18 protein-coding genes are annotated in these 24,997 nt (G+C 44.3%); 14 read left to right on the top strand and 4 right to left on the bottom strand.

The window, feature by feature from the left end; genetic code table 11:
• Positions 1-10: 10 nt before the first annotated feature.
• From GFC28_RS11855 to GFC28_RS11805, 11 genes are all read left to right on the top strand, one after another.
• Positions 11-913, top strand: coding sequence for an isochorismatase family protein (locus GFC28_RS11855; protein ID WP_044742591.1), 903 nt, complete (start codon positions 11-13; stop codon positions 911-913).
• 17 nt (positions 914-930) lie between these two features.
• Positions 931-8,094, top strand: coding sequence for an amino acid adenylation domain-containing protein (locus GFC28_RS11850; RefSeq protein WP_044742590.1), 7,164 nt, complete (start codon positions 931-933; stop codon positions 8,092-8,094).
• Between the two features lie 19 nt (positions 8,095-8,113).
• On the top strand, positions 8,114-8,320 hold the full coding sequence (locus GFC28_RS11845; protein ID WP_019416996.1) for an MbtH family protein: 207 nt from the start codon (positions 8,114-8,116) through the stop codon (positions 8,318-8,320).
• Positions 8,321-8,566: 246 nt separating this feature from the next.
• A complete protein-coding gene (locus GFC28_RS11840; protein WP_231883398.1) occupies positions 8,567-9,358 on the top strand; it encodes a 4'-phosphopantetheinyl transferase family protein in 792 nt (263 codons plus the stop codon).
• Between the two features lie 313 nt (positions 9,359-9,671).
• Positions 9,672-11,309, top strand: a complete 1,638-nt coding sequence (locus GFC28_RS11835; protein ID WP_044742588.1) for an AraC family transcriptional regulator — start codon at positions 9,672-9,674, stop codon at positions 11,307-11,309.
• 99 nt (positions 11,310-11,408) lie between these two features.
• Positions 11,409-12,395: an ABC transporter substrate-binding protein gene (locus GFC28_RS11830; RefSeq protein ID WP_044742587.1), complete on the top strand. Its 987-nt coding sequence runs from the start codon at positions 11,409-11,411 to the stop codon at positions 12,393-12,395.
• A gap of 21 nt (positions 12,396-12,416) precedes the next feature.
• Positions 12,417-13,424, top strand: coding sequence for a FecCD family ABC transporter permease (locus GFC28_RS11825; RefSeq protein ID WP_044742586.1), 1,008 nt, complete (start codon positions 12,417-12,419; stop codon positions 13,422-13,424).
• Positions 13,417-14,442, top strand: a complete 1,026-nt coding sequence (locus tag GFC28_RS11820) for a FecCD family ABC transporter permease (RefSeq protein WP_044742585.1) — start codon at positions 13,417-13,419, stop codon at positions 14,440-14,442. Before GFC28_RS11825 ends, GFC28_RS11820 begins: the two co-directional genes overlap by 8 nt.
• 44 nt (positions 14,443-14,486) lie before the next feature.
• Entirely contained in the window at positions 14,487-15,053 is a 567-nt protein-coding gene (locus GFC28_RS11815; RefSeq protein ID WP_044742584.1) for a nitroreductase family protein, read from the top strand.
• A gap of 34 nt (positions 15,054-15,087) precedes the next feature.
• Complete coding sequence (locus GFC28_RS11810) at positions 15,088-15,849, top strand: alpha/beta hydrolase (protein WP_044742612.1); 762 nt, start codon at positions 15,088-15,090, stop codon at positions 15,847-15,849.
• Between the two features lie 43 nt (positions 15,850-15,892).
• Positions 15,893-16,756 (top strand): alpha/beta hydrolase, encoded by an 864-nt coding sequence (locus tag GFC28_RS11805; RefSeq protein ID WP_044742583.1) that lies wholly within the window; start codon positions 15,893-15,895, stop codon positions 16,754-16,756.
• Between the two features lie 364 nt (positions 16,757-17,120).
• On the opposite strand, the gene GFC28_RS11800 is transcribed toward GFC28_RS11805, so the two are convergent.
• The 4 genes from GFC28_RS11800 to GFC28_RS11785 form a co-directional block, all read right to left on the bottom strand.
• Positions 17,121-18,128, bottom strand: coding sequence for a FecCD family ABC transporter permease (locus tag GFC28_RS11800; RefSeq protein ID WP_044742582.1), 1,008 nt, complete (start codon positions 18,126-18,128; stop codon positions 17,121-17,123).
• Positions 18,125-19,135, bottom strand: a complete 1,011-nt coding sequence (locus GFC28_RS11795; protein WP_044742581.1) for a FecCD family ABC transporter permease — start codon at positions 19,133-19,135, stop codon at positions 18,125-18,127. Before GFC28_RS11795 ends, GFC28_RS11800 begins: the two co-directional genes overlap by 4 nt.
• 124 nt (positions 19,136-19,259) lie before the next feature.
• Positions 19,260-20,183, bottom strand: coding sequence for an iron-hydroxamate ABC transporter substrate-binding protein (locus GFC28_RS11790; protein ID WP_044742580.1), 924 nt, complete (start codon positions 20,181-20,183; stop codon positions 19,260-19,262).
• On the bottom strand, positions 20,180-20,980 hold the full coding sequence (locus tag GFC28_RS11785) for an ABC transporter ATP-binding protein (RefSeq protein WP_044742579.1): 801 nt from the start codon (positions 20,978-20,980) through the stop codon (positions 20,180-20,182). Before GFC28_RS11785 ends, GFC28_RS11790 begins: the two co-directional genes overlap by 4 nt.
• 186 nt (positions 20,981-21,166) lie before the next feature.
• Between GFC28_RS11785 and GFC28_RS11780 the strand changes: the two genes are divergently transcribed.
• From GFC28_RS11780 to GFC28_RS11755, 3 genes are all read left to right on the top strand, one after another.
• Entirely contained in the window at positions 21,167-22,216 is a 1,050-nt protein-coding gene (locus tag GFC28_RS11780; RefSeq protein ID WP_044742578.1) for an NAD(P)/FAD-dependent oxidoreductase, read from the top strand.
• 759 nt (positions 22,217-22,975) lie between these two features.
• Positions 22,976-23,854 (top strand): putative RNA methyltransferase, encoded by an 879-nt coding sequence (locus GFC28_RS11765; RefSeq protein ID WP_044742576.1) that lies wholly within the window; start codon positions 22,976-22,978, stop codon positions 23,852-23,854.
• 334 nt (positions 23,855-24,188) lie between these two features.
• Positions 24,189-24,956, top strand: coding sequence for a MerR family transcriptional regulator (locus GFC28_RS11755; RefSeq protein WP_231883400.1), 768 nt, complete (start codon positions 24,189-24,191; stop codon positions 24,954-24,956).
• Positions 24,957-24,997 lie beyond the last annotated feature (41 nt).

Here is a 24,997-nt window from a genome sequence, read left to right as displayed (position 1 = left end):
AAGTGGTCAGATGGGTATTCCAGCTATTCCAGCTTATCCGATGCCTTTGTTGTCAGAATTGCCGAAAAATAAAGTGTTATGGACACTTGACCCTAAGCGGGCTGTTTTATTGATCCACGATATGCAAAATTATTTTCTTGACGCTTTTACTCCAAACGCTTCTCCTTTAGTGGAGCTTGTAAGCCATATTCAACAGATTAAACAGGAATGCAAAAAGCTAGGAGTGCCTGTCGTTTACTCGGCACAGCCAGGAGGGCAAGTCCCGGAAGAGCGCGGATTGCTTCAAGATTTTTGGGGAAAAGGCATGGCCGACGATCCTTATCAAAAAGGAATTATTGATGATCTAGCGCCGGATGCCGATGATATCGTTCTGACCAAATGGCGGTATAGCGCATTCAAAAAGACGAATCTTTCTGAAATATTAAAAGAACAAGGGAGAGATCAGTTAATCATTTGCGGAGTTTACGCTCATATTGGCTGCTTATTAACAGCTAGCGATGCTTTTATGCAAGATATCCAAGTCTTTTTTGTCGCCGATGCAGTGGCTGATTTTTCGCGTGAACAGCACCAAATGGCGATCCAATATGCGGCCAGCCGTTGCGCATTTACCATGTCTACGCAGCAGCTTCTTGGGGTGTTAAAAAGAGCGCAAAATCCGCTGCCGCTCAGCTTAGAAGATGTGCGGCGTCAGGTAGCCGAGCTTCTGCAAGAGGAAGCGGCTGATCTTTCCGATCAAGAGAATTTAATCGACAGAGGATTGGACTCCATTCGCATTATGAGTTTAGTAGAAAAATGGAGAAGAGCGGGAGCAGAAGTTACCTTTGCGGATCTTGCTGCGCGGCCGACTCTTTCCGATTGGTGGAATTTATTATATTTTCCACGAGAAAAGGTGCTATCTCACCAAGATTCGTAGTAAAGGAGGCCGAATCCATGTCCATGAATCAGCGTCTGCGTTTGCCTTTATCGGGGGCGCAAGCGGGTATTTGGTTTGCTCAACAGCTCGATCCAGCAAATCCTATCTATAATACAGGAGAATACGTTGAAATTCACGGGCCGGTTGATCCGGCTCGCTTTGAACAAGCATTGCGTCATGTGTTGGTCCAAGCAGAATCATTGCACGCTCAATTTGGCGAAGATGAAAATGGGCCATGGCAGATCATTGATCCTTCGCCGGATTTCCCATTTTATTTCATCGACGTGAGCACAGCCGCAAATCCGGAATCTGAAGCGCTTCTGTGGATGAAAAAAGATCTATCTAAACCGGTAGATTTAAAATGCGATCCGCTTTTTACGGAAGCGTTATTTAAGCTTTCTGATCAGCGTTTTTTCTGGTATCAGCGCATTCATCATATTGCCATCGATGGCTTTGGCTTTTCACTGATTGCCCAAAAAGTAGCGGAGACTTATACGGCGCTTATGAACGATCGAATGATCGCTGCTGATGAAGCCTTTGCTTCATTTCGTGAGGTGATAGAAGAAGAGAAAGTTTATCATGCCTCTGAGCAATATGAGCGTGACCGCCAATTTTGGTTAGAGCGTTTTCGCGATCAGCCTGAAGCCGTAAGCCTTTCTGATCGAGCGGCGCGCGCTTCGCATACGTTTATTCGGAAAACCGTCCATTTATCCGTCGCTCAAACCGAACGGTTGAAACAATCGACTCAATATTGGAAAGCGGGATGGCATGAGCTTTTCCTTGCGGCAACCGCTCTTTATCTTCATCGGTTGACAAGCGCCACCGATGTTATTCTTGGCTTGCCGATGATGAATCGCTTAGGTTCCGTGGCGTTGAATGTGCCGGCTATGGTGATGAATCTGGTTCCGCTTCGTCTGCATCTGCATGCAGATATGAAAATGTCACAGCTATTAAGCACTGTTCGCCAGGAAATCAAAGAAATCAAGCAGCATCATAAATATCGCCATGAGCAGCTGCGCCGCGATTTGAAGCTATTAGGGGAAAATCAACGCCTATTTGGCGTGCAAGTCAATATTATGCCGTTTGACTATGGATTGCGTTTTGACGGATATCAAGGAATTACGCATAACCTTTCAGCTGGGCCTGTGGATGATTTGGCGATTAATGTATACGACCGAACAGATGGAAATGGTCTAAGAATTGATTTTGATGCAAATCCGGAGATTTATCAAGCTGATGACCTTGCCATTCATCAATCTAGGTTTTTACAGCTTTTGGAGACGCTCACAGTGTTGCAAGAGGATGTGACAATTGGAAGTGTAGAGCTGCTGCTTGAGCAAGAACGCCGCCAAGTCCTCGAAATATGGAACGAGACGGCACGGCATCATTCAGAAGCAAGCTTTTTACAGTTGTTTGAAAAACAAGCACAGCAACATCCAGAAGCGGTGGCGGCCATTTGCGAAAATCAAATGCTTCGTTATCAAGAGCTGAATGAACAAGCCAATCGTTTGGCCCATTTGCTTGTAGAAAAGGGAGCAGGCCCCGAACAGTATGTAGCATTGGCTCTGCCGCGTTCCGCTGATATGGTTATCGCGATGCTAGCGGTACTAAAAGCAGGTGCAGCCTACCTGCCGATTGATCCTGAATATCCAAAAGAGCGCTTAGCCTTTATGCTTGATGATGCGGAACCGCTTTGCATCATTACAAACTCAGCGACACAACCGAAATTATCGGCGATTTCTCCGCTTTCAATGATTGTGCTTGATCATCCAGAAACCGAAGAGGCAATCAAACGCTATCCTAGCACAAATGTTGAAAATGGGCGCTCTGCTCTTCATCCGGCCTATGTTATTTATACGTCTGGCTCAACAGGAAAGCCAAAAGGAGTGGTTGTGCCATTCCAAAACCTAAATAACTTTTTATTTGCCATGCAAGACAAATTTATGCTCAATGAGCGTGACCGTTGGCTGGCAGTGACAACGATTGCCTTTGATATTGCTGCTTTAGAAATCTTTCTCCCATTAATGAGCGGAGCAAGATTAATCGTAGCGAAAAAAGAAGCCATTCATGATCCGCAAACGCTCGCTGCGCTGATTTCTAATGAAGAGATTACGATCATGCAGGCGACGCCGACACTTTGGCATATGCTTGTGACGTATTATCCAGACAGCATCGCCGGGTTGCGGGTGCTTGTTGGAGGAGAAGCGTTGCCAAGCAGCCTTGCATCGGCTTTGGATCAGCTCGGGTGCGAGATCACGAATTTATACGGACCGACGGAGACAACGATATGGTCCACGATGGCGACTTTGCAGCAGGATGATATTCTCGCTCCTGCGATTGGTAAACCTATTTGGAATACACAAGTGTATGTTTTGGATCGTCATCTGCAGCCCGTTCCTCCTGGGGTAGCTGGTGAACTATATATTGCTGGCGAGGGGGTAGCGAGAGGCTACTTGAAACGGCCGGATTTGACCGCCGAGCGTTTTGTCGCTAATCCATACGGCCCACCAGGAAGCCGCATGTACCGGACAGGGGATCTTGTACGTTGGCGCAAGGATGGCTCTTTAGATTATATCGGGCGTGTCGATTATCAAGTGAAGCTGCGCGGCTTCCGCATTGAGATCGGTGAAATTGAAGCCATATTAACCAAATATGATGAGGTAGAGCGGGCGGTAGTCGTGGCTCGTGAAGATCAACCAGGCGATCCGCGATTGGTGGCTTATCTCATTCCTCGCGGTTCAAAAGGCGCGCTTGATCTTGCCGAACTGCGGCTTTATGTCAGCGAAAAGCTGCCAGATTATATGGTCCCATCGGCCTTTATGATTTTAGAGGAATTTCCGCTGACTCCAAACGGAAAAATTGATCGCAAGGCGCTGCCGGTTCCAGATTGGACGGTGACAATGAAGGGACGCAAGCCGCGAACACCGCAAGAAGAAATTTTATGTGAGCTTTTTGCTGAGGTGCTTGATTTGTCGGCAGTGGGCATTGACGATAACTTCTTTGAACTGGGAGGTCATTCGTTGCTGGCCGCGCGCTTAATCAGCCGCATCCGCGATGTGTTGGGCGTGGAGCTGGCGATCGGCAAGCTGTTTGAATCACCGACGGTGGCGAGCCTTGTTCATCATCTAAAGGAAGCGGCGCACGGGAAGCCGCCAGTGAAAGCGTATGCCCATAAAGACGAGATTCCTCTATCATTTGCTCAGCGGCGTTTATGGTTTTTACATCATTTAGAAGGTCCAAGCCCTACGTATAATATACCAGTCGTTGTGCATTTAACAGGCGCGCTTCAAATTGCTGCTTTGCGCCAAGCTTTATATGATGTGGTGGAACGGCATGAAACGTTGCGGACTATTTTCCCGGATCGTTCTGGCACTTCAAGGCAAATCGTTTTGGAACCGCATCAAGCACGTCCGGAGCTGATCGTTCAAGAAATTAGCGAAAATGAGTTATCTCGCGTGCTAAATGAGGCGGTGCGTTATAGCTTTGATTTAACAAAAGAGCCGCCCATTCGAGCGCAACTGTTTGTGCTTGGAACGAATCGATATGTGCTGCTGCTTTTAATGCACCATATTGCAGCAGACGGCTGGTCGCTCACTCCGCTGACTCGTGACTTGGCTAGCGCTTACCGCGCGCATTGCCAGCAGCAAAAAGTGGATTGGCCACCTTTGCCAGTCACATATGCTGATTATGCTCTTTGGCAGCAGGAATTTTTAGGAAACGAAAACCATCCGGATCATCTCGTTGCTAAACAGCTGGATTACTGGAAGCAGACGCTTGCTGATTTACCTGAAGAGCTGGAGTGGTCGACTGACTATCCGCGCCCTGCAGAGTCCAGCTATGAAGGGGGAGTGGTCGAATTCAAGCTCGATGCGGAGCTCCATCAACGGCTATTAGCTTTGGCGCGTGAGAATAAAACAAGCTTATTTATGGTGCTTCAAGCGGGCTTTGCCGCTCTTCTCACTCGGTTGGGAGCGGGAACAGATATTCCGATCGGCAGTCCAATCGCAGGAAGAAACGACGATGCACTGGAAGACCTTGTGGGAATGTTTATTAATACGCTTGTGCTGCGTATGGATACATCAGGGAATCCAAGCTTCCGCGAGCTGCTTGCTAGAGTGAAGCAAGTGAATCTATCAGCTTATGAAAATCAAGATCTTCCATTTGAACGATTAGTGGAGGTTTTAAATCCGGTTCGTTCGCGGGCCAAGCACCCACTATTCCAAGTCATGTTTGTATTTCAAAATACACCGGAGCCAAAGTTGGAGTTGCAAGGTCTGGAAAGTCGATTAGAGGTTCGCAGCGTCGGTTCTGCCAAATTTGATTTGACGCTGGAGCTTCGCGAAAACCGGATGGGAGATGGCTCGCCAGCTGGATTAATAGGTTTATTTGAGTATAGCCGAGATTTATTCCAGCAGGAGACCGTTGAACGATTTGCCAAGCGGTTATGTCAGCTTCTTAAAGAAGTGGTGACGAATCCAGAATTGCCGATTGGACAAATTCATATGCTGCTGCCAGAAGAACGCAAGCTCCTTCTAAATCAAGCAGAGCATCGACAGCGGCATCTGTCTGCGGAAACCCTGCCAGCTTTATTTGAAAAACAAGTCCAAAGAGTTCCAGATGCGACAGCCGTTGTTTTTGAAGATCAAAAGCTTAGTTATGCCGAGCTAAATAAAAAAGCGAATCAGCTGGCTCATTTTCTCATCAGTAAAGGAGTGGGCCCAGAAAGAGTAGTCGCTCTTGCGTTGCCGCGTTCATTGGAAATGGTGATCGGCATTTTAGCGGTATTGAAGGCGGGAGGCGCTTACTTGCCTTTAGATCCGAATTATCCTGAAGATCGCATTGCCTATATGATGGAAGATGCGCAGCCGATGTATGTGATTGCCAATCAGCAAATGGCCGTTAAGCTTCCGCGTACGCCGAATGTGGAGCATATCGTAGTCGATGCGGAGCATGTTGTGGGGCAAATTGGCCACTATCCGGAAACGAATCCGAATGATGCGGATCGAATCGAAGCTTTATCACCGTATCATATGGCTTATATCATCTATACTTCTGGCTCAACAGGAAAACCAAAAGGCGTGATGATTCCGCATCAAAACGTAGTTCGGCTTTTCCGGTCGACGGAGCATTGGTTCCAATTTTCCGAAAATGATAGTTGGACATTATTCCATTCTTATGCGTTTGACTTTTCCGTTTGGGAGATTTGGGGACCGTTCTTATATGGCGGACGTCTTGTTGTCGTTCCGCACCATGTAAGCCGTTCACCGAAGGAGTTTCTTCAATTGCTCGTGGAGCAAAACGTCACGGTTCTTAATCAAACGCCATCCGCTTTTTATCAGCTGATGCAGGCTGATCGGGAAAACAGCGAATGGTCGAAGCAGCTTTCCTTGCGCTTTGTGATTTTTGGTGGAGAAGCATTGGAGTTGAGCCGTTTAGAAGATTGGTATGAGCGGCACCCTGAGAATCAGCCGAAGCTGATTAATATGTACGGTATTACGGAAACGACGGTGCATGTCAGCTATATTGAATTGGATCGAACGATTCTTTCTCTGAAAGGGAACAGCTTAATTGGTTGCAGCATTCCTGATTTAGAGGTGTATGTATTAGATGATCAGTTGCAGCCGGTTCCGCCGGGAGTGATTGGCGAGATGTATGTGGCTGGAGCTGGATTAGCAAGAGGATACTTAGGGCGCCCTGATTTAACCGCTGAACGCTTTATTGCTAATCCATTTGGACCGTCGGGCTCAAGAATGTATCGCACGGGCGATTTAGCAAAATGGCGCGTAGATGGGACTTTGGATTATATTGGTCGAGCCGATCATCAAGTTAAAATTAGAGGCTATCGAATTGAGTTGGGAGAGATTGAGGCGGTTTTAGCCAAACATCCTCAAATTGCCCAAGTAGCTGTTATTGTTCGGGAAGATCAGCCGGGGGATAAACGGCTTGTAGCCTACATTGTGCCTGCAAAGGATGCCGTGTTTGAATCATCCGAGCTGCGGAAATATGTTGCGGCTAGCCTGCCTGATTATATGATTCCATCCGCTTTTGTCATGATCGAAGCTTTGCCGTTAACTCCGAATGGTAAATTGGATCGCAAAGCGTTACCAATGCCTGATTTAGCGATCGAAGTGAATGGGCGCGGGCCGCGAACACCTCAAGAGGAGATGTTATGTGACCTCTTTATGGAGATTCTCCGCTTACCGCGTGTCGGCATTGACGATGGATTCTTTGAACTTGGAGGCCATTCACTCTTGGCCGTTCAGTTAATGAGCCGTATTCGTGAGACGTTTGGAGTCGAGCTGAGCATAGGTGATTTATTTGAAGCTCCTACCGTTGCGGGTCTTGCTGAGAAATTAGAAATGGGAAGCAGTCATAATGCGTTGGATATATTGTTGCCATTGCGAGCTTCTGGTACAGAGCCTCCGCTATTTTGCGTACACCCAGCGGGAGGTCTTAGCTGGTGCTATGCAGGATTGATGACATCGATCGGAACGGAATATCCAATATACGGATTGCAGGCTCGAGGTATTGCGAAAGCTGAGAGATTGCCAGAGACATTAGATGAGATGGCTGCTGATTATATTGAGCAAATGAAGGCTGTTCAGCCTAAAGGACCATATTACTTATTAGGATGGTCGCTAGGCGGAAATGTCGTGCATGCGATGGCGACACAGCTGCAGCAGCAAGGAGACGAGATTGCACTTCTAGTGATGTTAGACGCATACCCTAGCCACTTTTTACCGATTGCTAAGGCACCGGATGAGCAAGAGGCCTTGATTGCATTGCTTGCTTTAGGAGGATATGATCCGGATAACATGGATGGGAAGCCGTTGAATTTGGAGAATACGATTGAGATGCTTCGGGGTGACGGTAGTGCGCTAGCTAGCTTAGAAGAGTCCACCATCTTCAATCTTAAAAACACGTATGTAAATTCTGTCCGTATTTTAAGTGAATATATGCCACGGCGCTATAAGGGAGATCTCCTATTCTTCCGCTCAACCATTATTCCGGAATGGTTTGATCCAATCGAGCCGGAGGCATGGCTACCATACATCGATGGCCGAATCATTCAATATGATATCGAATGCCGCCATAAGGATATGTGCCAGCCTGGGCCATTGGCTGAAATTGGCCGCGTTCTTGCTGATCAATTAAGAAATAAAGTGATTTCATTCCAATGAATGGAGGGAGAGGTATAAAATGACCAACCCTTTTGAAAATCAAGATGGGACCTATGTTGTCTTAATCAATGAGGAAGGCCAGTACTCGCTCTGGCCGTCCTCCATTGCGGTTCCTTCCGGTTGGAAAATTGTGTTTTCAGAAAATACACGTGCCGCTTGCCACGATTATATTCATACACACTGGACGGACATGAGGCCTAACAGTTTGCGAGAAATCAAAAAATAAAATAGATCATCCGCCTAGACCGTGGATCAAGTTCAGTAGCTTCAACACTTGTCGTAGAGCAGTGGCTTCTGTGGACTCTTCCACCTACACCTGATGAATAGGTTAAATAAAAACTTAACGACTTTAACTTGGCAATGAACGGTGCCAAATCGGAGTTGAGCAGGAAAGGATCAAGCCCTTAGAACACCTGCTTAACTCTTCTTTTATTTTCCACACGATCAAGCAAAACGGAAATGAGAGAGGAGAATGGTTGCCGTGGTGGAATGGGAAATAGCGAATTCAGTTCCTCATTTAACGAAGCATGCGTGCCAGGTTTGGCTCGCTAACATCCGCGATCTACAATCGTGGCATATTCGATTGCTGAATGCGGAGGAAAAGGAAAGAGTACAATCATTTCGGAAAGAGCAAGATCGAGCTCGTTTTATGATCGGTTGTGTATTAAGTCGCTTTGTATTAGCGGCGCAGCTCAATATGGCTCCGCATGAAGTGCCGATTGATCGTACTTGCTCGGCTTGTCGTAAGGCTCATGGCCGTCCGCAGCTGCCTGACCGTTCATTGCAATGGTCGATTTCTCATTCCGGTGAGAGAGTTCTCGTTGCTTTTACAGCTGGCATCCCCGTTGGTGTCGACATTGAGTGGATGGATGACTCTCACGCTTTAGATGTAAGGCAAATGGCCAATGAAGTGCTAGCAGAGGAAGAAAAATATCATGTGCTTCAAGCATCACCTCAGGAGCAAAAGAGGGCTTTTTATACATATTGGACAAGGAAAGAAGCGATATTGAAAGCAACGGGCAAGGGATTGCAAATTTCTCCATTGCATGTGATCGTATCTGCGCCTTATCAAACCCCACGGTTACTTTATTTGAAAGATGACCCTGATTGCCTAAACCGTGCAACGATGTATCCGTTAGAGATTGATAACGGTTATGTGGCCTCATTAGCTTTGCTGGATGAAGCGAGCCAAAAAATAGAGCGATATGATGCTGGAAGGTTGCTGAGGGAAGGGTTTGGCTGGAAAGATGATTATAATAAATAAAGATGTGAATGATTGAAAAGGGATGGATAAGGCTGTTTTCAACAGGAGAACAGCCTTGTTTTTTTGCCGTGTGTCTGCGTGTTCCTGATCTTCGTGTGTTGAAAACACCCTATTCTCTTTCTTTTCAGATGCTATCTATATCAAATAGTTGAACTTGAATGGGAGTATATTGTGAAAAAGGGAATGATTTGATATACTTATTATAATAATGATAATCATTATCAAACGCTAAATAACAATGAATGGTCAAAGCTCGAATAAAATCGCTCTTTTTCATGTATAGATGCAGAAGCAAGAAGGAGGGAGAAAGATCATGGTCCAATCTGAAATGATCAAGCAAGAGGCCGATGAGTTTGCTTGGGATCGCTCGTTTTTTAGAATGCGGGAGATGCAGTTTATCAAAGAAGAAGGCGATTGGCGGATCGAACAGCAGCTTACAACTTCTCATGTACTGATGATCGTTAAAGGTGGACAAGGACATTTTATGTTAAATAGTCACAGGTATCGACTGCGGCAGAATACCGCTTATATGTGCTCCCCTAGTGATACATATGGAATTGAAATAGAAGCAAGAAGTAAAATGTTCTTGTTTAAGTTTGACGTGTTTCAACGGAAAGGTTCAGGATATGAGTGCCTATCCGATCACGGGGAATGCTTCTTTCCGTTACAGGGGGAAATCCCTGTGTTTCCTGCGGATCGGCTGATCTCGTTATGTGATGAAATTTATGATCATTGGCGAAGCGAGGATGAGCTGGAACGGTTTCGCTGCCAGCTTGCTTTCCAAGAGCTGCTTTATTATATCATGAAGCATCGTTCGCCTTTTCCTAAAGAATCACGAACATCGCTAGAGGCCGCTAAGAACTATATGGAACGTTATTTTTATGAGAATTTGACGATTGAGCAATTAGCAAGGATATCCAATATTAGTCCTAAATATTTTGTCGATTTGTTCAAAAAAACGTATGGAATGAGCGCAATGGATTATTTAACAGAGCTTCGGCTGAATAAGGCGAAGCGTCTGATGGCGCAATCTGACGCTAAACTGCGTGATATCGCCCATCAGGTTGGTTATCATGATGAATTTTACTTTAGCCGTAAATTTAAAAAGAAGGTAGGGGTTACGCCGACCGCTTATATGAAAAGCCGCCGGCGAAAAATTGCTGCTTATACCTCTCCGATTACCGGCCAATTGCTTGCATTAAAGATTATTCCTTATGCGGCGCCGCTTCATCCGAAATGGACGGCTTATTATTATAAAATGTACCGTGACGATATTTCTGTCCCTCTCAGTGCTTATCGCAAAAACCAAGATTGGGAATCGAAAGTTGAGGCTCTGTCCCATGAGCGGCCGGATGTGATTATTAGTACAGACGATCTCGAAAAGATGGAGAAGGTGAGGCTTGAACAGATTGCTCCTATTTTTTATGTTCCGTGGACTGAGAAAAACTGGCGGGAGCAGCTGATGCTGACGGCTGAATTTTTAGGAGAAGAGAAGGAAGCAGAGAACTGGCTTCAAATGTATGATCGAAAGGTGAAGTTTGCTAGACAACAGCTAAAGCGAGAAGTAGGAGAGGACACATTTTTGGTCGTGCGAATCTCGAAGCAGCATTTATATGCTCATTGCAATCGTGGCATGTCAGAGGTGTTTTATCAGGATTTGCAAATGAATGCCGCGTATCCTAAGAGCGGTGCTTACAATGAGCCGATTGCGCTCGATCAGCTTGCTCAAATAGATGCGGATCGTTTGTTGCTATTAATTAGGCAGGAAGAAGAAACGTTAGCTTTTTGGAATCAATTGCAATATTCACTTCCATGGCAAGAGCTGAAAGCGGTTCGCCATCATCAAGTATATGTGCTTCCTTCCGATCCGTGGGTGGAGTACTCGGCATATGCCCATGATCGAATTATTGATGAATCATTAAAGTTTTTTTCTGGAATTTGTCCAAAATGAATTTCGGATACTGTCCATGTTCAGGGTGGAAGATCTAAATTATAATCATAAATGATAATCATTATCACCTAGAGGATGAGGGGAGGACTTAAGAGAGACATGAAGAGAAACTATCTTTATCTAGGTCTGATAGCTCTACTTATTTTAGTATTAAGCGCTTGCGGCGCGAAAGAATCATCAGCGCCTGAAAAATCGGGGGATCGCTCGAATAAAAAACAAGAAACACAAGCAGATCCAAATGAAACACATACGATTCATTATCTTGGAAAAGATTACACAGTTCCGGTCAAAACGGATAAAATCGTTATCACTGGAAGCATGGAAACCATGGAAGATGCGCTTGTGTTAGGAGTAAAGCCGCTTGGGGGCATTACGGTTGGCGGCAAGTTCCCAGACATGTTTAAGGACATTACAGGCTCTACTGTCTCTATCGGTGAGAAAGCGCAGCCTAATATTGAGGAAATCTTAAAATTAAAACCAGACGTTATTTTCTCGACGACAAAATTCCCGCCAGATGTTGCACAAAAACTGGAAAAAATAACAACAACGATCCCGGTTTCTCACATCTCAACAGATTGGGAAGCGAATTTGCGTGTGTTGGCAGAAGTTACTGGAACACAAGACAAAGCTGATGAAGTATTAAACCAATATAAAAAAGACTTAGAAGAAGCGAAAGCGAAGCTGGGAGACAAGCTAAAAGATAAAAAGGTCGTGGCGGTTCGCATTCGCAGCGGAAATATTATGATCTATCCGCCAGATGTATTTTTCAATCCTTCGCTATATACGGATTTAGGACTGACCGTACCTCAAGAAATTCAAAATGCGAAAGCCCAGGAAATGATTTCTTTAGAGAAATTTAGCGAAATGAATCCGGACTATATTTTTGTGCAATTCTCAGAAGATGAAAATAAAAACAATCCTAAAGCACTTGAAGAGCTGCAAAACAATCCAATTTGGAAAAGCATCAATGCTGTGAAAAATGATAAAGTGTTCGTCAACGTTGTCGACCCGCTTGCACAAGGCGGCACAGCGTGGAGCAAAATCAATTTCTTGAAAGCAGCTGTGGAGAAGCTCGGCAACGAATAATACAAGGCAGGTAGCGTCAATATGCAATTAAGAATTTCTCCGTCAGCCCTGATTTTATGGCTTTCACCGGTTGCGATGGTGTTTATCATCATCGCATCTATTTTGTATGGGGCCAAAAATATAGATGCGTGGACTGTTTGGAAAGCGATAGTTGATTTTGACCCGAATAATGTGAATCATCAAATTGTCAGGCATTCCAGACTGCCAAGAGTGATCGGTGCTCTTTTGATTGGTGCATTCCTTGCGATTTCAGGAGCGATTATGCAAGGGATGACAAGGAACTATTTAGCGTCTCCCTCCATTATGGGGGTTTCAGATGGTTCGGTTTTTGCGATTACACTTTGCATGATTATTCAGCCGGGCGCTTCTTCGCTTGAGATGATCATGTACTCGTTGGTTGGTTCAGCTGTTGCCGTAGGCTTCGTGTTCTGGATGGCCTCCGTCCTGCCCAATGGAATGTCGCCTGTTCGAATGGCGATTATTGGAACGATTATCGGAACATTTTTGAGCAGCATATCAGCCGCTCTCTCTTCTTATTTTCAAGTTTCACAGGATGTGAGCTTTTGGTACAATGCCCGGCTGCATCAAATGGACCCTCATTTAATTAAATTGGCAGTGCCCTTTGCCATTGTTGGCCTTGCTATTGCCATCATAATCTCTAAATCGATTACTATTTTGTCGTTGGGAGAGGAAATATCGGTCAGCTTAGGTCAGAAAACGATGGTGATCAAGGCCTTGGCGATCGCCAGCGTGGTTATCTTGACAGGCATTTCGGTTGCTTTGGCTGGCAATATCGGTTTCGTTGGTTTAATTATTCCTCATATGACAAGGTTTTTAGTAGGAGTTGATTATCGCCGAATTATTCCTTGTGCCGGTGCTCTTGGGGCGATCTTTTTGGCGCTTTCCGATATTTTAAGCCGATTTTTGAATTATCCGTTTGAAACACCGATCGGGGTCGTTACAGCTTTGATTGGTGTGCCTTTCTTCCTCTATTTAATTTATACGAGAGGGGGAGGAAAGGATGCTTAATCATTCAGCCAAGCGCTATTGGTTGGTTTTATTTAGTAATATTGTAATTATATTGTTGGCCATTTATATTAGTCTAACAAATGGAATATTTGATATAACCGTTCAAGATGTCTTAAAAACACTACTGCGAATTGATCCGGTTCCGGAGCATGATTTGGTGATTTTGGATTTCCGTCTGCCGCGTATTGTCATTGCTGCGTTGGTCGGTTTTGGCTTGGGAATTGCCGGAGCGACCATCCAAGGAATTAGCCGGAATGGTTTGGCTGATCCAGGAATTTTGGGCATTAATGCTGGAGCTGGAGCCATGATCGTCATTTTTATGCTTTTCTTTGGAGGGCGCATGACAGTGGAAAGCGATTGGTTATCAATTTTAGCGATGCCGCTGTTTGGATGGGTTGGCGGATTGGGTGCCGCCCTGCTGATTTATCTATTTGCTCGACAGAATGGCCATTTAGATACGCAGCGCCTCATTCTTGTGGGAATTGCCGCGGGGTCTGGTTTTGGGGCTCTATCCTTATATTTATCGTTAAAGATGAATCCACAGGATTTTGAAATGGCGACGGTATGGCTGGCGGGAAGCATTTGGAACGCCAATTGGCAATATATTGTTGCCATGTTGCCGTGGATCATTCTGCTGGTGCCGATTATTATAAGCAAAGCTTATATTCTCGATTTGTTCCAATTGGGGGAAGATAGTGCAAAAAGCTTAGGGGTTTCTACTGAAAAGGAAAAAAATATATTGCTACTGACGAGTATTGGTATTGTCAGTGCGTGCGTGTCTGTGTCTGGAAACATCGGCTTTGTTGGTTTGATTGCTCCCCATATCGCCAAGCGTCTCGTCGGCATTTATCATCAGCGCGTCATCCCTATTAGCGGAACGATTGGCATGTTGCTAGTAGTGGTTTCAGACTTTATTGCTAAAACGGTTTTTGCACCTGTCGAACTGTCTGTCGGAATTGTCATCGCCATCATTGGCATTCCTTACTTCGTGTACTTGCTATTTAAAACAAAAGTGTAAGCGAACAGGGGACATCTCGAAAACTGAAAAATGGAGGGTTGCTTATGGAGCTGAGCCAATTGCTGCGAGATCGCCGTTCCGTTCATATATTTGAAGATCGTCCTGTATCACCTGAGCTTGTAATGGAGCTGCTTGATACAGCTGTTTGGGCTCCTAATCACCGTCTGACTCAGCCTTGGCGGTTTATTTTAACATATGGAGAAGGCCGTAGAAAAATTGCTGATGCCGTGCGGACAATGAAAGAAAACAAAGAAGTGGACCCATTGAAAAGAAAGGAAATCGGCCAAAAATTTTACGATAAAATCATGTCTATTCCGATGATTTTAACGGTGTTGATGAGGGAGGACCCTAATTTGGTGGTTAGAGAAGAAGATTATGCAGCAACGAGTTGTGTGATCCATAATTTTAGTCTGCTCGCATGGGAAAAGGGGATCGGCATGGTGTGGGAGACATATGGATGGCTGCATGATCCTATTTTTCGGAAAGCGATGGGAATTCAGCCCGGAGAGAAAGCCGTTGGCAATCTCCATATCGGCTATCCTGCAAAGATTCCACCCGCTCGGCCGCGTATTCCAGCTGCGCAATTGACCACTATTTTTAATCAAGCATAAAGCCGAGGTTCGTCGTATGTTAAAGGAAAGTCATATTAGAGGAACATTGACGACGGAGAGTTGGAGAGGGAGAACGCTGTTGATTTATCTTCCTCCCTCCTATGCAAAAGGCGTTAGCCGATATCCAGTTGTCTATGTTCAAGATGGAGGATATTTATTTGATCCCTTTCAAAGTGATGCTCTAGTCCAGCTTGAGCTTATGTTTGCCCACGGGGAGCTTCCGGAGCTTTTATTTGTGGGGATTGAGACAAAGAACCGATTGGATGAATATACACCGTGGCATGCGAAGGCGCTATCTGAACGGTTTGCCGATTTTGGCGGAAAGGGCTCACATTACCTCGCCTTTCTTGCCGAAGACCTTAAACCATATATAGATGCTTCCTATCAAACAGATGGATGTCAGCGGCAAACAGGCCTGGTCGGAGCTTCTCTTGGCGGTCTCATCTCGATGTATGCGGCTTATTTATATCCGCATGTATTTGGCAAAATCGGCTGTCTTTCAGGTTCATTTTGGTATGAAGGTTTTCTTAATTTCATGGAGTCACATATAGTTGCCTCCGATTTAAAGATTTATATGGACGTAGGAAGCATAGAGGGCATTGAAAAACAAAATGTTCAACGAGAAATGGTTTCAAGAACAAAAGCAGCCTATGCGATATTAATGAATCAACAGCTAAGCAACAAGAGACTCAAATTTGTCATAGAGGAGGGGGCTCCTCATGCTCGCCCTTTTTTTATTAAACGATTTCCAAGCGCAGTGAAGTGGTTATATTCAAATACAGAAGGGGAGCAGTAGAAGGCGGCTGATGATTCGATGAGCAAGAAAGGAGGGAGTAGGGTTGGATGCTAAAAAAAGTGAGTTGTTTTCTTCAGCTGTTCATACGGCAGGCGTTAGTGAGTTCACAATTCCGCGAACGAAGCAGCGTGTGATGTATTCTCACTATGGGAATCGTGAATATCGGATTTTTGTCGCTCAACCTTATGCGGATCCGCCTCCTTCGGGATTTCCGGTGATTTATGTACTTGATGCCAATTCGGTATTTGGCACGATGGTGGAAGCGATGCGCGTGCAGGCAGGACGTCCTGATCGCACAGGAGTTGTTCCTGCGGTGATTGTTGGTATTGGTTATCCAACAGAAAAGCCATTTTCTCCTGCCCGTTTTTACGATTTTACCATGTCTGTTCCGGAAAGCGAATTACCTGCTCGTCCAGATGGAACCGCATGGCCGGAAATGGGAGGAGCAGCGGCTTTTTTGGAATTTATTGAAACGGAACTGAAGCCTGAAATAGAGCGAGAATGGCCAATTGATCGGACGAGGCAGGCCATTTTTGGCCATTCTCTCGGTGGCCTCTTTGCTCTGCAGGTGCTTTTTACGAAGCCGACTGCTTTCAGAACGTATATTGCTGGAAGCCCTTCGATTCATTGGAGCAAACAGCTATTGCTTGAAGCGGAACAACGATTTGTTGCTCGCATCAAACAAGAAGCGCTCAACGTTGACGTACTTCTGGCGGCTGGAGAGTTGGAAAGAAGCCACAAAAGCCGAATTAACGCTCATGCTGAAGAACTGGCGGAACGCCTTTCCGCTTTAGCTGATTTGGGGGTATATGTGGAGTTTCAGGAATTTGCCGGAGAAGGGCATGTTTCGGTATTGCCAGCCCTCATCAGCCGAGCTCTACGGTTTGTATCGAGAAACAGCGTATAACGAATCGTTTCGTCCTTAGGTTGCATCAAATGTTCATCTTCACATGTTAGGCAATAAAAATATCAGTGCCATTAGAGATGGCAGACAAAAAGGGCTCGGATCGGAAGATCTGAGCCCTTATTATTATTTGAATCCAATCGGATACAAGCTGCTTTTCTATGAGAGCCATTCTCTTATTCTTAAGTTAGGAGCGGGGGATATCAAGGTGTTATTATTGGCATCATCAGGTAAATGGTATGGTTCTAACCTTCACCCCATGAATGCCAGATCCCGTCCATTCATAAAGAATGCAAACATTCGAAGGTAAGCTTTATCCATTATCGCTGTTCATTTTTATATCATTTTCTTTAATTGGGGGATTCATTTATTTCTTTAATAGCAAGTAAATAAAATAAGGTGCGCCAATTAAAGAGACCATAATCCCGGCTGGAATGCTATTGGGATCAAAGATATTTCGGCCGATCAAATCAGCGATTAATAAAAACCATCCGCCAAGGAGCAGCGCGATAGGAATAAATAGTTGGTTTCTCGGTCCTACTAACGCTTTTGCCATATGCGGTGCCATCAGCCCGATGAAAGAGATTCCGCCCGTCACTGAAACGGTGGAGGCGGCCAAGGCTACGGCTGCGAGAAGCAAAGAAATTCGTTCTTTTTCAACCGACATGCCGACGCCAACGGCTACCGGTTCACTTAACCCAAGCAAATTCAAGCGATTAGCTTTATATAAAGTAAAAGGAATGAGCGTGATTAACCAAGGAAGCAAGGCCAAAATAAAGGGCCAATCATCGCCCCAAATATTCCCGGCAAGCCATTTAGCGATAAAATCGACTTTTGCCCGTTCAGCGGATGAGATTAAGACAATCATCACTCCAGAAAGCGCCATTGAACATCCGACACCAATGAGCACGAGTTTTACTGGTTGGAGACCTGCCTCCTTTTTATATGACAACCCATAAATGAGAACCGCTGTAAACAAAGCGCCTATAAAAGCAAGGAGCGGAATCAAATACACAAAGGAATCAGCACTGACAGGAAAAAAGAGAAAGAAAATGGCTACAGCAACGCCGGCGCCGGAATTAATTCCTAAAATACCGGGATCCGCTAAATCGTTTCGTGTTACTCCTTGTAAAATCGCCCCAGATAGTGCCAACGCCATCCCCGCTAATAAGGTAATGATGATGCGAGGGAGACGGATCGAAAATAAGATAAATTCTTCTTTAAACGTTCCTTGGCCAAACAAAGTCGGAATAAGCCGATCATAAGAGAGAGAAGCATAGCCCATTCCCATTCCAACCACGATTGTCAAGATAATGAGTGCGAGTAAAATACATATAATAATGCGCTGTTTTTTGATTAAAGCCGATTGAATCATGAGAATGTTTTTCCTCCTTTATGCACGATGAACAGGAAGAAAGGCAATCCCATCATCGCTACAATGGCTGCCACTGGCGTTTCATATGGTGCATTGACCGTGCGCCCAAGCGTATCAGCTAAAAGCATAAGCGTCGCTCCAACAATAGAGGACGTGGGGATAATGTAACGATAATCCGTGCCGACGATCGCCCGAACGATATGAGGAACCATTAAGCCAATAAAAGTCATATTGCCGACAAGGGCGACTGAGGCGCCAGCCAGCAAAATAACAACGATGTACAAAGTCGCTTTAATTTGCGTAATTTTTTGTCCTAACCCAACGGCTACTTCTTCATTTAAACTCAAAATCGTAAGCTGCTTTGAGAGTAAAAGCGAAACAAGGATACCAAGCAAAATAAACGGAGCGATCACTTGAAGCTGCCCCCATGTTGTTCCAATCACACCGCCGGCGGTCCACATCGATACATCTTTTGATATTTTAAAATAAATCCCAATTCCTTCTGCGACCGCATATAGAAAAGTAGAAACAGCGGAACCGGCTAAAACAATGCGCAGTGGGGAAAAACCGCCTTTTTTGATAGTGCCAATGCCGAATACGAGGAATCCTCCGGCGGCAGCACCGATAAAGCAGGCCACCATCATACTAAAATAATTAGCCGAAGGCATAAAAGCAATGGTGATCGCCAATGCGGCATTGGCGCCAGCAGTAAGTCCAAGCAACCCCGGATCGGCTAAGGGATTTCGCGTCATTCCTTGCATAATCGCTCCAGAGGTGGATAAGGCAGCTCCTACGAACATGGCCGCCACCTCGCGGGGAAAGCGAAGCTCGCGAATAATCGAAAAGGGCTCTCCTTTGATATCAGTGGTGAGAGCGAGCCACACCTCTTTTAGCGTAGTATCTGCCGCCCCGAAGACCATGGCAGCTGAAAACATAGCGATCAATACAAATAAGGCGATTATAAGCTTGTATATAAATGGAATCGAACGATTTAAGTTCGCTTTCATGTAGTTCCCTCTTTTCGTGTGTATGTACATAAAGGACGAGGAATTCTTGCTTTAAGAATTCCTCGTCTGTGCTTTACCATATACTAATGGAGTGCTCGTGATATAGAAACGGATAACGCTCTTTTTATTTGCCTAAAAAATGCTTAATAAAGAAATCGAGCTGATAATCCAATGTAAGTGGATCGTTAAAGTAAAATTCTCTAGCATCTGCTTCAAATACATGATTGTTTTTGACTGCTGGAATGTTTTTATAGGTTTCTGTTTCTTGGAATGAGTTATCAGTATCTGGGTTTTTGCTAATAATTAGATAGTCGCCAGCAAATTGAGGTAATGCCTCTAGCGATAATGCATAGTAGCCTGGCTTTAACGCTGTTTCTTCTACTTTTTTCGGCATTTTTAGTTTCATTTCTTGATACAGTATCTCAGTTCCTCTTCCCCAATTATTACCAAATACATAAATTTGTTTGTCAAAATTTTCGATGACAGAAACAGTAGCATTCTCGCCAATTTTAGCCCGAATTTCTTCTCCGGCTTTTTGTGCGCGTTTCTTAAAGTCGTCGATCCAAGCTTTAGCTTCTTTTTCTTTATTTAAAAGCTTTCCGATTTCCAAAAATTGTGTGAGGTAATCTACTTTTCCGTATGTATACGTGACAGTAGGAGCGATTTTGCTTAGTTTATCAATATTTTTAATATTGGATAACCCAATAATCAGATCTGGCTTTAATTCTATGATTTTCTCGATGTCTTCATCCGATACTTCCGCTACGTCTTTTAGTTTGTCTTGGAAGCGAGGATTCATTTTAGACCATGAGTCAACACCAACTAAATTTACTCCTAAAGCCATGACATGGCCCGCAAAAGAAGAGAGCACTACTACGCGCTTTGGATGTGCAGGAACTTCGATTGGACCATTTTCAGATTGGTACGTAATCGTTTCCGCTTCTTTTTCTTTGGAAGCCGAACTGTTTTTCGTTTCGGTTGTCTTGCCACTGCAAGCGCTCATAATAAGCAAAAATAGGAGCATGATCGGGATTAAGATTTTTTTCATTGGATGTATTCCTCCTTAAGTAGACTATATGTGAGACACATTGGTTTCTGCGTGCGAGGATCCTGCCCGATTTCGGCATCAATATGAAAGACCTGCTTGAGCACGTCACGCGTAATGACTTCTTCGCAGCTTCCCGCCTTGACAATTTCCCCGTCCTTAAGGGCAATAATATAATCTGCGAAACGAGCTGCTTGATTTAAATCATGAAGAACCATGACAATCGTTCGTTTTTGTTCTTCGTTTAATTTTTGCAGAAGCTCTAAAACTTCCAATTGATGTGCCATATCGAGATAAGTAGTCGGCTCATCAAGGAAAATGATATCGGTTTCCTGTGCAAGCGCCATGGCAATCCACACGCGTTGGCGCTGTCCCCCAGACAAAGCGTCAACAGATCGGAATTTGAAATCTTTTGTTCCGGTCACTTCAAGCGCCCAGTCAATGACTTCGTAATCTTTTTTGGTCAAGCGCCCGAAACCTTTTTGATATGGAAAGCGGCCATAAGAAACCAATTCCCCGACCGTCAGGCCCCCCGGACTTTCCGGAGTTTGCGGAAGAATGGCCATTTTTCTTGCGAGAATCTTCGTGTTTTCGCTTGTGATTTGCTTGCCGTCTAATATCACGGTTCCAGCTTGTGGTGCGATAATACGAGTCAGCGCTTTTAATAGTGTGGATTTTCCGCATCCATTTGGTCCAATAATGGTTGTGATTTTTTGATCGGGAATTTGTATGCTTAAATTTTTAACAATTAAGCGCTCATTGTAGCCAATACTTAATTCATTTGTATATAAGCGAACCATGCTCCTACCCCCCTTTATACATATCCGCAAAAGGATAAAAACGATAATCATTATCAATTCAATATATAATTTAAAGCTATTTTTTTTCAATTGTCAATCACTATTTGTTGTAAAATAGGTCAAAAGGATGTATATTTAATTGAGAATGATAATCAGTGTTTGAGTTCTGGGAGAGGTGGAATATAGATGAATCATGATGAATTATATGATGTGACGATTATTGGCGGCGGACCGGCGGGTTTGTATGCTGCATTTTATAGCGGATTGCGAGAAATGAAAACAAAGCTGATTGAGTATCAGCCACAATTGGGAGGCAAGCTCCATGTCTACCCGGAGAAAATGATTTGGGATGTGGGAGGACATGCACCGATCACAGGGGAGCAATTAATTGAACAGCTTGTCAAGCAAGGATTAACCTTTAATCCTACCGTGGTTCTCAATGAAAAGATTGAAGCGATGAAACGAATGGAAGATGGCACGTTTATATTGCAGGCCGCTTCTGGGCGTCAGCATTTTTCGAAAACGGTCATTGTCGCAGTGGGGAGCGGGATATTAAAGCCGCAAAAATTGGAGATCGAGGGCGCGGAAAAGTTTGAAGTAGCTAATCTGCACTATACAGTGAAGTCGTTAAAGCGCTTCAAAAATAAAACGGTCATTATTTCAGGAGGAGGCAATGCGGCTATTGACTGGGCGAACGAATTAGTGCCGATTGCTAAAAAAGTGTATTTGACGTATCGGGGGGAGATGCTAAAAGGCCATGAATCGCAGGTGACGCAGCTTCTGAACAGCTCGGCCACTTGTTATTTTCATACCTCGATTACGAAATTGATTGCCAGTGAGGATCATGAACGGATTGAACGAGTCGAGCTAACCAACCAAGAAACAGGAGAGGTCATCTATTTGGCAATTGATGAAGTCATTGTGAACCATGGCTATGAGCGCGATTCCTCCTTGTTGGAAAAAAGTGAACTGAATATTCAAATGCTGGATCATTACTACATCGCGGGCAATGCCAATAGTGAATCTTCTGTACCAGGGCTTTATGCGGCGGGGGATATTTTAAAATACGATGGGAAATTGCATTTGATTGCGGGAGCCTTTCAAGATGCCGCCAATGCAGTCAATAGCGCGAAACAATTTATCGAACCTAAGGCTGATAAATTTGGCATGGTATCATCCCATAACGAAATCTTTAAAGAGCGTAACCGAGAATTGATCAAACAAATGATGAAATAAACGTTTTTAGCTGCAAGCCCAAGATGGCGCTTTGGAAATGTAGCTGGAAGGTATCACATATGACTTGATGAATGGGAGCTTTTGTATTACAGTAATAAATAAAGATTTGTAAGAAAAGGAGTTTTTTCCGTTGGCAGCATTTATGAGACTTCGATTTCCCGTTCTTTGAACCATCAATTGAATATCGTTCAAAGACTCTGCCTATGTGCAGGGAATGGGATTGGTCTGCCTATTTGCGGGAAAACGAGATCCATATAGATGCTATATGGTGTTCCATTGGCTAAGACGCCGATGGATGCTGCTCGATCATGCAATCATAAAAAAGGGGGAGACAAGTGCCCCCTTTTTATTGTTAGATCGATGCAAGCAATCTAAATACCGATGGCTTTTTTATGGCAGTTATCAAGCAGCCAAACAGCAAAAAGATCAACATGCTCTTCAGATTCCGCCACTGAAATGTGAGGGGGAAATTTGATGTGAACATCGATTGTCGAACGAAAAGGGGCTTACACACGTTGAATCGTGCTTCATCGCTTTCCTTTTATTTTGGAAGAGACTGTCTTATATTGAAAGGCTAGATCCATACTTCCATCCTCTGGATAGAAAGCATTTTTTCTATGCAGCAAAATGCACAGATGGGTCAGGTCTTGATAAGACAGTCTCTTTTATTTTGCATCATGCTGGAATGATAATGGTTATTTTTAGTGATGGCGATCACTGGAGAACACTATGTGAAGGAAAAACGATGGAGGAATTGAGATGTCAAATAAAAAAAGGTTAGCAGCTCAGCTGATGGCTGCGTCTTCTGCGATCTTTCGTTGTCCGGTCTGCTCTGCAGCTATGGAGCTTCAGCATGTGAAAAGCTTGGAATGCATAAATCGTCATACATTTGATTTATCAAAGGTAGGATATGTCAATTTATTTACTCACTCTCCTAAAGTGAAATATGAAAAGCAAATGTTTGAAGCAAGGCGTCTCTTATGCCAAGCCGGCCTTTTCGCGCCGATGAACCAGGTGATTGGCGACTACATGATTCATGAGTTAGTTGATACAGATCAAGTGATTAAGCTATTGGATGCAGGCTGCGGAGAAGGCTCTCATTTATTTCATCTCAAGAAATATGTAGAGAGAAAAACGGCCAGTCGCTTGCTCGGCGTTGGAATCGATCTTGCTAAAGAAGGGGTTTATATAGCCGCAAGAGAATACCCGAATTTGATTTGGTGCGTTGCGGATATTGCTAACTGTCCATTTAGGGATCGACAATTTCATTTTATTATGAATATTTTATCGCCGGCTAATTATGCAGAATTTCAGAGAGTGTTGATGAATGGTGGAACGATGATAAAGGTGGTTCCCGGCAAGCAGCATTTGCAAGAGATAAGAGAATATTTTTATGGACAGACAGCTAGAAAAGCCTATACAAATGATCGCACGATTCAACGATTTCAAGATGACTTTCGAATAACAGCTATCGAACGTGTCACATATAAAGCAGCCATCGCTCAAGAATGGATGGCTGCGGTCATTCAAATGACCCCTTTATCTTGGGGAATTGCAGCCGAAAAGCAGCAGCAAGCGTTGCGGATGGAAGTGAATGAAATCACGATGGATTTGACCATTTTATTTGGAAAAAAATAAATAAAATTGTTTCAGGAATTTATCATTTTTAACACACCATGCACCGAGAAGTCTCCCACCTCTACACGAAGGGAAGGTAGGAGAGGATCATCATTTATTGGTGCTTGTAATGGAGTTGATTGGATATGGTCGAGATGGTTTGGCGTGGTCTGGTGCTGAATAGCGCGGTTTCGATGCGTGAAAGCGGCATTGTTTACGCCTTCGTTACGAAAATACCTTCAACTGTGTGGGTGTTTATGACATCATTTTTTAGGATGGAAAAAATTTTTATCAATCGCCTATTTACATTTACGCTACGTAAAGGATTATAGTGAAGATGTCAGGAGGTGAAAGCGTGGAATATACGGTGCATCAGCTGGCGAAGCTGGCCGGAGTGACGGGACGAACATTGCGGTATTATGATGAAATTGGGCTTCTCAAGCCCGCTAGAATCAGCTCATCTGGCTACCGCATCTATGGGCAAAAGGAAGTCGATATGCTCCAGCAGATTTTATTTTATCGCGAGCTTGAAGTGGACTTAGAGACGATTAAGCAGATGATTTATTCTCCCAGCTTCGATGAAGTGGAGGCACTGAAAGAACACCGTACACAGCTTCTGGCAAAACGCAGGCAATTAGATTTATTAATTGCCAATGTAGAGAAAACATTAGATGCGAAGGAAGGGAGAAGAATTATGAGTGATCAAGAAAAATTTGCGGCGTTTAAGCAAAAATTGATCGACGAAAATGAGCAAAAATACGGAAAAGAAATTAGAGAAAAATATGGAGATCAAACGATTGACCGTGCCAATCAGAAGGTGCTGAACATGACAGAGGAACAGTATGCCGAGGTGAAGAAGCTGGAACAGGAAGTGCTTGATACGTTGAATGCGGCTTTTTTGACGGGAGATCCAGCAAGCGATTTAGCGCAAAAAGCCGCTGATCTGCATCGGCAATGGCTCAGTCATTTTTGGGAAAGCTATACGAAAGAAGCTCATGTGGGAGTTACGCAAATGTATGTGGATGATGAACGGTTTGCTGCTTATTATAACCGCAAACACGCTGGAGCAGCCGAGTTTCTTCGAGATGCGGTGCTGATTTATACCGGAATGAAAAAGCAATAGTCAAAAAACAAAGAAGAAGGGAGTCGGCTTGATCCACTCTC

The sequence above is a fragment of the Anoxybacillus sp. B2M1 genome (assembly GCF_001634265.1).
Classification (GTDB): domain Bacteria; phylum Bacillota; class Bacilli; order Bacillales; family Anoxybacillaceae; genus Anoxybacteroides; species Anoxybacteroides rupiense.
The sequence above is the reverse complement of the archived record's forward strand: the minus strand, read 5'-3'. Positions and strand labels throughout refer to the sequence as shown.

What these genes read in the sequence shown, in the direction of transcription:
- GFC28_RS11855 (WP_044742591.1), top strand. Translation starts at nt 11, where the DNA reads ATGGGTATTCCAGCTATTCCAGCTTATCCGATGCCTTTGTTGTCAGAA.
- GFC28_RS11850 (WP_044742590.1), top strand. Translation starts at nt 931, where the DNA reads ATGTCCATGAATCAGCGTCTGCGTTTGCCTTTATCGGGGGCGCAAGCG.
- GFC28_RS11845 (WP_019416996.1), top strand. Translation starts at nt 8,114, where the DNA reads ATGACCAACCCTTTTGAAAATCAAGATGGGACCTATGTTGTCTTAATC.
- GFC28_RS11840 (WP_231883398.1), top strand. Translation starts at nt 8,567, where the DNA reads ATGGTTGCCGTGGTGGAATGGGAAATAGCGAATTCAGTTCCTCATTTA.
- GFC28_RS11835 (WP_044742588.1), top strand. Translation starts at nt 9,672, where the DNA reads ATGGTCCAATCTGAAATGATCAAGCAAGAGGCCGATGAGTTTGCTTGG.
- GFC28_RS11830 (WP_044742587.1), top strand. Translation starts at nt 11,409, where the DNA reads ATGAAGAGAAACTATCTTTATCTAGGTCTGATAGCTCTACTTATTTTA.
- GFC28_RS11825 (WP_044742586.1), top strand. Translation starts at nt 12,417, where the DNA reads ATGCAATTAAGAATTTCTCCGTCAGCCCTGATTTTATGGCTTTCACCG.
- GFC28_RS11820 (WP_044742585.1), top strand. Translation starts at nt 13,417, where the DNA reads ATGCTTAATCATTCAGCCAAGCGCTATTGGTTGGTTTTATTTAGTAAT.
- GFC28_RS11815 (WP_044742584.1), top strand. Translation starts at nt 14,487, where the DNA reads ATGGAGCTGAGCCAATTGCTGCGAGATCGCCGTTCCGTTCATATATTT.
- GFC28_RS11800 (WP_044742582.1), bottom strand. Translation starts at nt 18,128, where the DNA reads ATGATTCAATCGGCTTTAATCAAAAAACAGCGCATTATTATATGTATT.
- GFC28_RS11795 (WP_044742581.1), bottom strand. Translation starts at nt 19,135, where the DNA reads ATGAAAGCGAACTTAAATCGTTCGATTCCATTTATATACAAGCTTATA.
- GFC28_RS11790 (WP_044742580.1), bottom strand. Translation starts at nt 20,183, where the DNA reads ATGAAAAAAATCTTAATCCCGATCATGCTCCTATTTTTGCTTATTATG.
- GFC28_RS11785 (WP_044742579.1), bottom strand. Translation starts at nt 20,980, where the DNA reads ATGGTTCGCTTATATACAAATGAATTAAGTATTGGCTACAATGAGCGC.
- GFC28_RS11780 (WP_044742578.1), top strand. Translation starts at nt 21,167, where the DNA reads ATGAATCATGATGAATTATATGATGTGACGATTATTGGCGGCGGACCG.
- GFC28_RS11765 (WP_044742576.1), top strand. Translation starts at nt 22,976, where the DNA reads ATGTCAAATAAAAAAAGGTTAGCAGCTCAGCTGATGGCTGCGTCTTCT.